The organism is Aeromonas sp. 602658 (assembly GCF_049173005.1).
Lineage (GTDB): Bacteria > Pseudomonadota > Gammaproteobacteria > Enterobacterales > Aeromonadaceae > Aeromonas > Aeromonas veronii_A.
The window spans coordinates 77,389-89,469 of sequence record NZ_JAAKRF010000011.1 but is presented as its reverse complement, the minus strand read 5'-3'; the positions used below and the strand labels follow the sequence as shown (position 1 = coordinate 89,469).

9 protein-coding genes are annotated in these 12,081 nt (G+C 57.3%); 5 read left to right on the top strand and 4 right to left on the bottom strand.

The window, feature by feature from the left end; all coding sequences use genetic code 11:
• Window positions 1-43: 43 nt before the first annotated feature.
• Both G5253_RS10685 and G5253_RS10680 read right to left on the bottom strand, forming a co-directional pair.
• Window positions 44-499, bottom strand: coding sequence for an NfeD family protein (locus G5253_RS10685; RefSeq protein WP_005354718.1), 456 nt, complete (start codon window positions 497-499; stop codon window positions 44-46).
• Window positions 496-1,419 carry an SPFH domain-containing protein gene (locus G5253_RS10680; protein ID WP_005335703.1) on the bottom strand — a complete coding sequence of 308 codons (924 nt, stop codon included), beginning with the start codon at window positions 1,417-1,419 and terminating at the stop codon, window positions 496-498. The genes G5253_RS10685 and G5253_RS10680 overlap by 4 nt, the downstream gene beginning before the upstream one ends.
• Window positions 1,420-1,616: 197 nt before the next feature.
• Here G5253_RS10680 and cysG point away from each other — a divergent pair, with 197 nt between their 5' ends.
• The 5 genes from cysG to cysC all read left to right on the top strand — a co-directional run bounded on the left by cysG (window position 1,617) and on the right by cysC (window position 7,956).
• Entirely contained in the window at window positions 1,617-3,053 is a 1,437-nt protein-coding gene (gene cysG / locus G5253_RS10675) for a siroheme synthase CysG (RefSeq protein WP_266135239.1), read from the top strand.
• A 72-nt stretch (window positions 3,054-3,125) separates the two neighbouring features.
• Entirely contained in the window at window positions 3,126-4,058 is a 933-nt protein-coding gene (gene cysD, locus G5253_RS10670; RefSeq protein WP_323137704.1) for a sulfate adenylyltransferase subunit CysD, read from the top strand.
• A gap of 12 nt (window positions 4,059-4,070) precedes the next feature.
• A complete protein-coding gene (cysN, locus tag G5253_RS10665) occupies window positions 4,071-5,498 on the top strand; it encodes a sulfate adenylyltransferase subunit CysN (RefSeq protein WP_266135240.1) in 1,428 nt (475 codons plus the stop codon).
• Between the two features lie 4 nt (window positions 5,499-5,502).
• Window positions 5,503-7,227, top strand: a complete 1,725-nt coding sequence (locus G5253_RS10660) for an SLC13 family permease (RefSeq protein ID WP_266135241.1) — start codon at window positions 5,503-5,505, stop codon at window positions 7,225-7,227.
• 138 nt (window positions 7,228-7,365) lie between these two features.
• Window positions 7,366-7,956, top strand: coding sequence for an adenylyl-sulfate kinase (gene cysC, locus G5253_RS10655; protein WP_266135242.1), 591 nt, complete (start codon window positions 7,366-7,368; stop codon window positions 7,954-7,956).
• Between the two features lie 292 nt (window positions 7,957-8,248).
• Here the strand turns inward: cysC and G5253_RS10650 are convergent, their stop codons facing one another.
• Window positions 8,249-9,628 (bottom strand): helix-turn-helix domain-containing protein, encoded by a 1,380-nt coding sequence (locus G5253_RS10650; RefSeq protein ID WP_266135243.1) that lies wholly within the window; start codon window positions 9,626-9,628, stop codon window positions 8,249-8,251.
• A gap of 662 nt (window positions 9,629-10,290) precedes the next feature.
• Window positions 10,291-11,928 (bottom strand): methyl-accepting chemotaxis protein, encoded by a 1,638-nt coding sequence (locus tag G5253_RS10645; RefSeq protein ID WP_266135244.1) that lies wholly within the window; start codon window positions 11,926-11,928, stop codon window positions 10,291-10,293.
• Window positions 11,929-12,081 lie beyond the last annotated feature (153 nt).

Genomic DNA, 12,081 nt, shown 5'->3' with positions numbered 1-12,081 from the left:
CGAGCGATCGCGGGCTTTTTTATCACTCGATGGCAGAGTTGCGTCAGTTGCGGGGTTCAACCAGCAGGATGTGTGAGTCAGCCCCCACCACCCTGACCTTGCTGCCCGCAGGCAGCGACTCGTCGCAGCGCACCGTCCAGACCGTGTCGTCCAGATGTACCCGGCTGGTGCCTTGGGCGACATCATCCAGCAGGGTCAGCTCGCGGCCCATATAGCTCTGCATCCGCTCGTTGATGGTGCTGGCGGCATCCTGACCCGAGTTGTCGCGCTGGTGCTGCCAGCGCCACCAGGCCCAGGTGGTGAGCAGGGATTGCACCGCAAACAGCAGCAACTGCGCCTGCCAGCCAAAGGGCCAGATCAGCAGCAGCAGGCCCACTTCCAGCGCGGCGATGCCGGTCCAGAGCAAAAAGCCCACCGAGCCGAGCACCTCGATGGCCAGCAGAATGAAGCCGAGCCCTAGCCAGTGCCAGTGGGTCAGCCCCTCTAACAGGGCTGTCATGACTTGCTGCCCTTGCCATCTTTGTTGAACAGCTCGGCCATGCCAGCCACCGAGCCAATCAGGCTGCCCGCTTCCAGCGGCATCATGATGATCTTGCTGTTGGGGCCTTCACCGATGCGGGCCAGTGCCTCGGTATATTTCTGAGCCACGAAGTAGTTGATGGCCTGCAGGTCTCCTTCCGCAATCGCCTGGGAAACCATATGGGTCGCCTTGGCTTCCGCCTCGGCAGCCCGCTCCCGTGCTTCGGCGGCGAGAAAGGCGGCCTGACGCTCACCTTCGGCTTTGAGGATCTGGGACTGCTTCTCCCCTTCCGCTTTCAGGATCTTGGACTGGCGCACTCCTTCGGCCTCCAGTACCTCGGCCCGTTTCTGGCGCTCGGCCTTCATCTGGGCGTTCATCGCTTCGACCAGCGCCAGCGGCGGGCGCACATCTTTAATCTCGATGCGGGTCACCTTGATGCCCCAGGGGGCGGTGGCGGCATCCATGGTGCGCAGCAGTTTCTCGTTGATGGTGTCGCGCTGGGAGAGCATCTCGTCCAGCTCCATGGCGCCGAGCACGGTGCGCATGTTGGTCATGGTGAGATTGCGGATAGCGCTGGTGAGATCGTTGACCTCGTAACCCGCTTTGCGGGCATCCACCACCTGCACAAAGCTGATGGCATCGATGGTGACGTTGGCGTTGTCGCGGGAGATCACCTCTTGTGCCGGGATATCCAGCACCTGCTCCATCATGATGATTTTGTGGCCGACCCGATCCACGTAGGGGATCAGCAGGTTGAGACCCGGGGTCAGGGTGCGGGTGTAGCGGCCGAAGCGCTCTACCGTCCAGTTGTAGCCCTGGGGCACTATCTTGATGCCCGCGCTCAGGGTGGCGAGCACCAGGAACACAAAAATCCCTAGCACAATCAATGATTCATTCATCATTTAGCTCCTTATGAAACACAGTCCCTAGCCTATGGTCTGGCGTCAGGTACCACAAGTGACTTTGTACGCCTTTGTCATGAATTGGCTTTGCTAATTACCAAAACGCATTAAAAAGCATTTTTTATTATTTTGAGGGATAAGCTGCCCTGCCTATAGTCGCCCCATATTAGTCGTGTTCCGAGGGATGGGCCGAAATGGATTATTTACCTATGTTTGCCAAGTTGGAAGGCCGCCCGGTACTGCTGGTGGGCGGGGGCGAGGTTGCCCTGCGCAAGGCGCGCCTGCTGCTGGCGGCCGGTGCCCGGCTGACCCTGGTCTCCCCGGAGCTTGAACCGGAATTTTCGGAATTCACCGGTCGTTTCACCCATCTGGCGGAGCGCTTCACCCCGGCCCATCTGGCTGGCCAGATTTTGGTGGTGGCGGCGACCGACAACCTCGAAGTCAACGCCCTCGTTTATCAGAGCGCCAACCAGCTGGGTCTGTTCGTCAACGTGGTGGATGACCCCAAACGCTCCAGCTTTATCTTCCCCTCGATCATCGATCGCTCGCCGCTGATGGTGGCGGTCTCCAGCGGTGGCAAGGCGCCGGTGCTGGTGCGCCTGTTGCGCGAGCGGCTGGAGAGCCTGCTGCCGCGCCATCTCGGCGGGCTGACCGAGCTTTCCGGCCGGGTCCGTGACAAGGCCAAGCGGGTGCTCTCCTCGATTTCCGATCGCCGCCGCTTCTGGGAGCGCGCCTTTGCCTCCAACACCCTCGCTAGCCTGATTGAAAAAGAGGATTGGCAAGGGGCCGAGCAGTGGCTGAGTGATGGCCTAGACCAAGCGAAAAGCGAAGTGGGCGAGGTGGTATTGGTCGGCGCGGGCCCCGGTGATCCGGGCCTCTTGACCCTCAAGGCGCTGCAACAGATTCAACAGGCCGAAGTGGTGCTCTACGACCAGCTGGTCTCCGCCGAGATCCTCGATCTGGTGCGCCGTGATGCCACTCTGGTGTCGGTCGGCAAGAAGGCGGGCGCCCACAGCGTGCCGCAGGAGGAGACCAATCGCCTGCTGGTGGAATACGCCAAAGCAGGCAATCGGGTGGTGCGGCTGAAAGGGGGCGATCCCTTTATGTTTGGCCGGGGTGGTGAGGAGCTGGAAGTGCTGGCCGATGAAGGCATCCCCTTCTCGGTGGTACCCGGCATCACGGCCGCAGCCGGTGCCACCGCCTATGCCGGTATTCCGCTCACTCACCGTGATTACGCCCAGAGCGCCGTCTTTATTACCGGCCACTGCCAGATCGATGGCAAGGAGCCCGACTGGCAGCAGTTGGCCGCCACCAGTCAGACCCTGGTCATCTACATGGGGCTGATGCGCTCCGAGCATATCCAGCAGCAGTTGGTGGATCACGGCCGAAGCCAAGCCACCCCCATCGCCATCATCGAGCGCGGCACCACATCCCGCCAGCGGGTGCTGACCGGCACACTGGCCGACTTGGCTGAGCTTGCCAAACAGGCGGTGAGCCCGTCGCTTATCGTCATCGGCGAAGTAGTGGCACTGCGCGAGCGGCTCGCCTGGTTTGGGGAACAGGGCGGCGAGCAGCTGCGCGCTAACCCGGATCTCGATGGCTGTGACCTCAAGCTGGTGCAGCTGGCCTGACCCGGAAAGAGATATTTGATGCGGCTGCCGGTGCGGCCGCGCACTGAACCACCCAGCGCCCCGAGCAGGCGCATAAGCAATGACCCGAGGACCAACATGGACCGTGAAAGATTGACCCACTTGCAGCAGCTGGAAGCCGAGAGCATCCATATTATCCGCGAGGTGGCTGCCGAATTTGAAAACCCGGTGATGATGTACTCCATCGGCAAGGACTCCTCTGTCATGCTGCATCTGGCCCGCAAGGCCTTCTATCCGGGCAAGATCCCGTTCCCCTTGCTCCACGTCGATACCGACTGGAAGTTCAAGGAGATGATCAAGTTCCGCGACGAGACCGCCAAAAAATACGGGCTGGATCTCATCGTCCACAAGAACCCGGAAGGGCTCGCCATGGGCATCAACCCCTTCGTCCACGGCAGCGGCAAGCATACCGACATCATGAAGACAGAGGGGCTCAAGCAGGCGCTGAACAAATATGGCTTCGACGCCGCCTTCGGTGGCGCCCGCCGCGACGAAGAGAAGTCCCGCGCCAAGGAGCGGGTCTACTCCTTCCGTGACAAGTCCCACCGCTGGGATCCGAAGAACCAGCGCCCGGAGCTGTGGCGGGTCTACAACAGCCAGGTCAACAAGGGGGAGAGCATCCGGGTGTTCCCGCTCTCCAACTGGACCGAGCTGGATATCTGGCAATACATCTATCTGGAAAAGATCGACATAGTGCCGCTCTACTTCGCCGCTTACCGTCCGGTGGTGGAGCGCAACGGCATCAAGATCATGGTGGATGACGATCGTATGCCTATCGGCCCGGAAGACGAAGTGAAGCAGGAGCTGGTGCGCTTCCGCACCCTCGGCTGCTACCCGCTGACCGGGGCCATCGAATCCGATGCCACCACCTTGCCGGAAATTATTGAAGAGATGCTGCTCACCACTTCGAGCGAGCGGCAAGGGCGGCTGATTGACCACGATCAGGCCGGCTCCATGGAGCAGAAGAAGCGTCAGGGATATTTCTAAGGAGTCGTCAGCATGAACAGCCATATTCAGACCGCCATCACCGAACAGGGCATCGAAGCCTATCTGCACGCCCAGCAGCACAAGAGTCTGCTGCGTTTTCTCACCTGCGGCAGCGTGGATGACGGCAAGAGCACCCTTATCGGTCGCCTGCTGCACGACTCCCAGCAGATTTATGAAGATCAGCTCAAAGCGCTGGAGTCCGACAGCCAGAAGCTCGGCACCACCGGCGAGAAGCTGGACTTGGCACTGCTGGTCGACGGCCTGCAAGCGGAGCGCGAGCAGGGCATCACCATCGACGTGGCCTACCGCTATTTCTCCACCGCCAAGCGCAAATTTATCATCTCGGATACCCCTGGCCACGAGCAGTACACCCGCAACATGGCCACCGGCGCCTCCACCTGCGATCTGGCCATCATTCTGATCGACGCTCGCAAAGGCGTGCTGGATCAGACCCGCCGCCACAGCTTTATCGCGAGCCTGCTCGGCATCAAGCAGTTTGTGGTGGCGGTCAACAAGATGGATCTGGTGGAGTTCAGTCAGGAGGTGTTCGAGCGCATCAGTGCCGATTACCGCGAGTTCGCCAAGAAGCTCAGCGTCGACACTATCCATATCGTGCCGGTCTCGGCACTGGACGGTGACAACGTGGTCAACCAGAGCGACAAGCTGGCCTGGTATCAGGGCGAAACCCTGCTTGCTCTGCTGGAGTCGGCAGAAGTTGAGCGCGAGCTGGAGCGCCACCCGGTGCGCCTGCCGGTGCAGTATGTGAACCGCCCCAACCTCGATTTTCGCGGCTTCGCGGGGACGCTGGCCTCCGGCATCCTGCGGGTGGGCGACAAGCTGGCGGTGCTGCCGTCGGGTAAGGAGAGCACAGTCACCCGCATCGTCACCTTCGACGGGGATCTGGAGTACGCCCTGCCGGGTCAGGCCATCACAGTCACCTTCGCCGACGAGATCGACATCAGCCGCGGCGACCTGCTGGTGGATGCCGCCAAGCAGCCGCAAGTGACCCAGAATGTGCTGGCCCATATCGTCTGGATGGGGGAGGAGTCCCTGCAACCGGGCCGGGTCTACGACGTCAAACTGGCCACCAAGAAGAGCCGTGGTCAGGTGGAGGCTATCCGCCACCGCATCGAGATCAACAAGCTGGACGAGCTGCCTGCGAGCGAGCTCAAGCTCAACGAGATTGGCCTGTGCGAGCTCAGCCTCACCGACCCGGTGGCGTTCGACCCGTATCAGGAGATCCGTGATACCGGCAGCTTTATCCTGATCGACCGGCTGACCAACGTCACCGTCGGCGCCGGCATGATAGTGGAAGGCTTGGCGGCCAAAGCGGCAAAAGGGCACTACAGCGAGTTTGAGATCGAGCTCAACGCCCTGGTGCGCAAGCACTTCCCGCACTGGCAAGCCCTTGCCATCGGTAACGACACAAGCAAGGAGTAAGCTCATGACCTGGCAACAATTCCTGGTGCTGGGTCTGCTGGCTGCTCTCGTGGCCCTGCTGATCCAGGGCAAACTCCGCCCGGCGCTGCTCTTCTCGGGCGCCGTGCTCATCACCTACCTGAGCGGGCTGGCGGATATCAACGCCGTGATGGCGGGCTACACCAACAGTGCCCTGCTGACGCTGGTGCTGTTGCTGCTGGTGTCGTTGGCGGTGGAGAAGACCCGCATCATGAGCTGGTTCGCCAATCTGGTGGGCACGGGTTCATTCAACAAGGTGCTGGTGAAGGTGTGGTTCTCCACCGCCTTCCTGTCTGCCTTCGTCAACAACACCGCCGTGGTGGCCTCCATGCTGGGAGCGGTCAAACGCAACCCCAACCATGCGCCATCGCGGCTGCTGCTGCCCATGTGCTTCGCGGCCACTTTTGGCGGGGTGCTGACCCTGATCGGCACCTCCACCAACCTGATCGTCAACAGCTTCCTCATCAAGATGGGGGTACCGCCGCTCGGCATGTTCGACTTCTTTATGGTGGGGGCGGGTACCCTGCTGACCGGTCTGGTGGCCGTGCTGCTGTTTGCCCGCCACCTGCCGGAGCAGGATACCGAGATGAGCCGGGAATCTGGCTACTTTCTCGAAGCCAAGGTGGGCGCCGGTTCACCGCTGGCGGGGCGCAGCGTCAAGGAGAACGGCCTGCGCAGCCTGAAAAGCCTCTATCTGGCAGAAATCATTCGCGGCGAGCAGGTGATCTGCCCGGTGCAGCCGGAACACGAGCTGCACGAAGGGGACGTACTGCTGTTTTGTGGCGATGTGGAGAGCGTCGGCGTGTTGCAGGAGATGAAGGGGCTGGATCTCTACGGCCAGCACCGCCTCAACGGCCAGCATCTGGTGGAGGTGATCGTCAGCCACAGCTCGCGGCTGGTGGGTCAGACCATCAAGGATGCCGAATTTCGCACCCACTTCGATGCGGTGGTACTGGCGGTGCGCCGTGGCGAAACCCAGCTTACCGGTGGCCTCGGCCAGATTGAGCTGCACGCCGGTGATACCCTGCTGCTGGCCCCCGGCCCCCAGTTTGCCCGCAACAAGTCGCTGGGGCGGGAGTTTGTGGTGGTGAGCGGGCTGGAAGCCTCCACCCGTCTCGATGGCAAGCGCAGCGCCGCCGTGGTGCTGGGCTTTCTCGGGGTGCTGGCGCTCTCGGTATTCGATCTGGTGCCGCTGTTCAAGGGCTTGCTGCTGATGCTGGTGGCGCTGCTGCTCACCCGCATCCTGACCCTGGACGAGATCCGCCGCCGCTTTCCGCTGGATATCTGGCTGGTGGTGGGCGGGGCGCTCGCCATCGCCGATCAGCTCGAAAAGAGCGGGCTGGCGAAGCTTATCGCCGACTGGCTGATGGGGGAGTTTAACGGTGCCAGCCCCATCATCGCCTTTATCGGTATTTATGTGTTTACGCTGGTGCTGACCGAGCTGATGAGCAACAACGCCGCCGCCGCGCTGGCCTTCCCCATGGGCTACCAGCTGGCGCTCAGCATGGATGTCTCGACCATGCCGTTTATTCTGGCGGTGCTGTTCGGGGCGAGCTCCAGCTTTATCCTGCCCTATGGCTACCAGACCAACCTGATGGTCTATGCCGCGGGCAACTACAAGATGCCGGACTACCTCAAGCTGGCCCTGCCGGTCTCGCTGGCCTATAGCCTCGGGGTGATTGTGATGGTGCCCCTGCTGTTTCCGTTTTAAGGCATAAGTGCCAATCAAGGAGTGTTGGGTGAGCAATACCATGGCACCAGCACGTTGTCGGCGGATAGTCCTAGGCGGCTCCCCGTGGTTCCGGACAGTTTAAGTTTTGAGGCGTGAGCGCCAATGAAGGAGTGTTGGATGAGCAATATCGTGTGGCACAAGCATGCCGTCGACAAACAGAGCCGGGCCGAGCTTAAAGGGCAAAAACCGCTGGTGATCTGGTTTACCGGGCTGTCGGGGGCGGGCAAATCGACCCTGGCAGGGGCGCTGGAACAGGCGCTGGCGGCACAAGGCAAGCACACCTATCTGCTGGATGGGGACAATGTGCGCCACGGCCTCTGCGGGGATCTCGGTTTCGATGATGCTGCGCGGCAGGAGAATATCCGCCGGGTCGGCGAGGTGGCAAAGCTGATGGTGGATGCGGGCCTGATCGTGCTCACCGCCTTTATCTCGCCGTTCCGTGCCGAGCGGGCGCTGGTGCGCAGCCTCTTGGGCGAAGGGGAGTTTGTCGAAGTCTTTGTCGATACGCCGCTCGCCATCTGTGAAGAGCGCGATCCCAAGGGGCTCTATAAAAAGGCGCGGGCAGGGGAGATCACGAATTTTACCGGTATCGACTCCGCCTACGAGGCGCCGGAGCAGCCGGAAATCCATCTGCTGAATGCCGGTAAACCGGTGGATACGCTGGTGGAGGAGTTGCTGACCGCCTTGCGGCAGGGGAACTATCTGTAATTGGATCGGAAGAACCTAAAACAAGCGCCCAGTGGTCTGCCACTTGGCTACCATAGGTGCTGCTGGGTTGGCAGCAGCCACTATAAGCAAAACGTGGGTCATCAGCGGAAAACCCATAAATACAGCTTATAGTGGCACCGATGAGCCTTAAGCCGTCTCAAAGTGGCCGATAGCAACCCCGCAAGAGGATCTTCCGATCCTTGCTTATATCGCGGCGGGGTTATTTTCGATTGTCCGAATACGCTGCGCTATTCGAACCTACGGGCTGGCACGGTGAGGAAAGTGGATTATGTTATTGATTGCTCAGTATATTATTAACCTTGCTAAACCCCCAAGCTTCCGTATCATCAAAAAAATCATTTATATTCGAAACTATCCCTGCAGCTTTAAATACCTGGTAAACAATTGGTATTGAAAACGTGTATGGAGCTGGTTGATAATCTTCATTGGAATCGAAATTAATACTGTCTATTGTATTTTCATGATAAAACATATTGTTTTCATAAGGTTCCTGTGGCACAGAAATATTTTGGTCTATGGTTAAAGGAATAGAGTATTCGCTAGCTCTCTCAATAAACTTTTTCGAGTCTACGAATGGAGATGTATGGAATACATTTCTTAGTGTGAAGCATGAATAAATATCTCGCTTATCTTCAGTCGTTTTCAGCATGTGAAGGTAACAATTTGCTAACGAAGCCACAGCTGGAACAAATATAGAGTAATCAACAATCTTGATTTTTGAATAGCCGGCCTGATAGGCAAGTTTACAATAGTCATGACCATAATTATTTTTATCATGGGTTTTAATAAATCCTTCGAAGTCAAAAAAATTCAAAGGAATGTCAAATCTAACTACACCATTATGCCACCATCTCAGAGTAAGTGTAGCTAAGCTTGGGTCGTTGCCCTCTATTTGTCGAGCAATAAAACCATCAGTTGTGCAGTTAATTCCCTGCATCGGTGCGTGTACACCAAAAATATTTTTATTTGTATTTCTTACAATATTTGAAAAATCGGCAAGTGATAAGCGCTTAGAGGGTCCTAATTGTCCTTGAGCTGGTTTAAAATAAATATGGGCCCACGTAGTTTCTGACTGGCTAGATGGGAGCGTTGGAATGTTCGTTAAAAATTCAGTGATTTTGTTTTTCTTGTTGTTACCACGTTTCCATAAGTCGTCAAGTATATACCGATCCGTTTCTTCTTTTGGCTTGGACTGATCTGCTAGCCGTCTATATATTCTGCCAGAAGAATGAATGTGTGGGGTGTTATGACTCATGGGAATACCAATGATCAATATTGATTTACCTTCAGCAAGTCCAATTTCCTCGAGTGGTCCATCTATTGCTTTTTCCTCATATAGAACCTCTGGGTTAATATGTGCGGAAGATGCTTCACGGATATCCCTAGAAACTTTTTCCAATTCTGATTTTGTTATTCCAACAAATTCCGCTGCAGTTCTGCTTCCATCAGAGCTTTCATTAACACCAACGATCAACCAGCCTCCATATTGATTGGCGAAAGCTGATATATGCTTTGCGAAATCAATGATCTTCAGACCTTGAACCTTGTAATCAATATACCAACCCTCTGATACATTTCTTAATAAAAGTAGGTCTTCAATATCAATGTTTTCAAGGTCTTTCTTAAATGGATAGTAAGAGTAATTCAACATTTTCGATCTCTTTAAATAGCATTAATTAGCGAGTGGTTTATAGATGATATTAATGTATGGTGCTTAAATAAATGTATGGCGAGAACATCACCTATTGAGAGTGGAGAGTGTTTTTACTTGCTATATACGATACTTTAAATAATTAATCTCATATGTTGGGATAAAATCCTAGGCTGGAGCTAAACGCAGTGAAGCCCAACATTTACCGCGAAACGTATCTGAAAATATGTTTTACCGAACGACCCAATCCATGTTTATCCCGCTCTGGTTGAGCTGAGAATGCTTGTCTGTTGGGCTTCGCTACGCTCTGCGCCAACCAGCAAAAACCACGCTACCGCCCCTGAATTCCAGCCTCCAGCTTGCTGCTTTACCTGAGATTTGGCACTGGTTTGGTTCATGGCTGACTCCTGAGAGAGGTTGCCAAGCGGCTATGTTACCGAACGGGGCTGGGGTGAAAAGCGCAAGCGGGCCGTTTCCTGAGCAAGATCAATAAATTAATCAGTAATGGGTTGGAATGTGGTCGCTCAACCGCTTGGGCCCATCAGCACAGGGGGAAATCGGATAGTGAAGCGAGGATGTCGTCCTCTTGTTGGCGGGCATTAAAAAACCCTATGGGCCCAAAGGCCCATAGGGTTTGTCTGCGGTGATTGTTTGGGTAGTGGTTATCTGGCTTGGCGAACCGGCACGGCGCGGGTGGTGGCCACTTCGTAGCGGCTCTGGCTTGCCGGAGCCCCTTTCTGGAACTGGCGTACCAGCCGGTCGAGATCGCTTAACTGATTTACCAGCTGGGTGATGCCGTGCACGGCGTGCTGGCTGCCAACGCTGGAGTCATCGGCCAGGGTCTTGATGCTGAGCACGTTGCGGTTGATCTCGGCGGTGACGTGGAACTGCTCCTGCACCGCCTGGGCAATCTGGCCGCTGCCGGAGGCGACCTGCTGCAGCATATCGTTGATCTGCTGGAGTATGGTGCCGGTCGCCGAGGCTTTTTGCTGGCAGCTTTCGGAGAGTTGGCAGCCCTTCTCCATCGCCTGCTCTGCATCCCCGGCGCTGGTTTGCAGCTCGGTGATCATCTTCTGGATCTCGCTGGTCGAGGATTGGGTCTTGATGGCGAGCGTGCGGATCTCGTCAGCCACCACCGAGAAGCCGCGACCCGCTTCGCCAGCCCGGGCCGCTTCGATGGCGGCATTGAGGGCCAGCAGGTTGGTCTGGTTGGCGATGTTGTTGATCACATCGAGGATGCCATCGATATCGCGGCAGTGGCCGACCAGCGCACTGATCACGCTCTTGGAGGTGGTCAGCTCGCTGTTCATGCCTGCCACGGCAGCCACGGTTTCGGCCACGCTACTGTTGCCGCTCTTGAACAGCACGGCCGTTTCATCCAGCAGGCTGGAGGAGTCAGTCGAACTTTGTGACACCTCGCGAATGGACTCCGACATCTCGGTCACTGCGGTCGCTACCTGATTGGTCTCGGCCTGCTGCTGTTGCAGGTTGTCGGTGATGGACTCGGCGTTGCGCAGATCCCCTTCGGCGGCCTGCAGGATCTTGCTGCAGGTCTGCTGGGTGCGGGCCAGCACGGCGTTGAACTCTGCCTGATTCATCACCATCGAGAGTTCGATGGCGGCGATATTGTCCACCTTGTTGGTGTAGAGCAGCTGCATCAGCGGGTTGTCAAAGCGACTGCGAGCCATCTTGTTGAGCTTGCCGAGGCGGCTGGAGAGGGCATTCAGGGTGATGGCCGCTATCGCCAGCGGCAGGGCTGCCAGCGCCAGTTGCCAGTTCATATCGTGGCTGTAGCCCAGCGCAAACATGGCGAGCAGGCTCAGCAGCAGACAGAGGTTGATGGCCAGGGTATGGGAGAAGGTGGGCAACTTGAGCGCCAGCGGCAGCTTGTTGTTGCGAAGGTCGGCATAGACCTTCTCGGCCCGCTGTTTGATCTCCTCGCTCGGGGCGGTGCGCACCGACTGATACTCCACCACCCGGCCGCTGGCATCCTTGATGGGGGTGACAAAGGCGCTGACCCAGTAGTGATCGCCATTCTTGCAACGGTTTTTCACCGGCCCCATCCAGCTCTTGCCATCCCTGATGTGACCCCACAGATCGGCAAAGGCCTGTTTCGGCATGTCAGGATGGCGCACCAGATTGTGGTGTTCCCCCTTCAGTTCGTCGAGCGAGAAGCCTGCAATATCGCAGAACTCATCGTTGGCGTAGGTGATGCGGCTCTCCAGATCCGTGGTGGAGATCAGGCTCTGGTGGTCTGGATAGAGACGTTCTCTTTGGGTAACCGGTTGATTGATTCTCATGGCCTTGCTCCCGAGCTGTTGTGGTCAAATTTTGATCTGCACCAAGACATGTGCAAAGGGCGGGCCAGCTGGCAAAAACTAATGATTGATGTGTTATTAGCGAGGTTTGGAGAGGAAAAGCGCGTGGTTGTTTGCAATATGCAACGGAGCTGA

Bases quoted from the DNA above. Each gene is read 5' to 3' on its own strand.
- G5253_RS10685 (WP_005354718.1), bottom strand. From the start codon at position 499: ATGACAGCCCTGTTAGAGGGGCTGACCCACTGGCACTGGCTAGGGCTC.
- G5253_RS10680 (WP_005335703.1), bottom strand. From the start codon at position 1,419: ATGAATGAATCATTGATTGTGCTAGGGATTTTTGTGTTCCTGGTGCTC.
- cysG (WP_266135239.1), top strand. From the start codon at position 1,617: ATGGATTATTTACCTATGTTTGCCAAGTTGGAAGGCCGCCCGGTACTG.
- cysN (WP_266135240.1), top strand. From the start codon at position 4,071: ATGAACAGCCATATTCAGACCGCCATCACCGAACAGGGCATCGAAGCC.
- G5253_RS10660 (WP_266135241.1), top strand. From the start codon at position 5,503: ATGACCTGGCAACAATTCCTGGTGCTGGGTCTGCTGGCTGCTCTCGTG.
- cysC (WP_266135242.1), top strand. From the start codon at position 7,366: ATGAGCAATATCGTGTGGCACAAGCATGCCGTCGACAAACAGAGCCGG.
- G5253_RS10650 (WP_266135243.1), bottom strand. From the start codon at position 9,628: ATGTTGAATTACTCTTACTATCCATTTAAGAAAGACCTTGAAAACATT.
- G5253_RS10645 (WP_266135244.1), bottom strand. From the start codon at position 11,928: ATGAGAATCAATCAACCGGTTACCCAAAGAGAACGTCTCTATCCAGAC.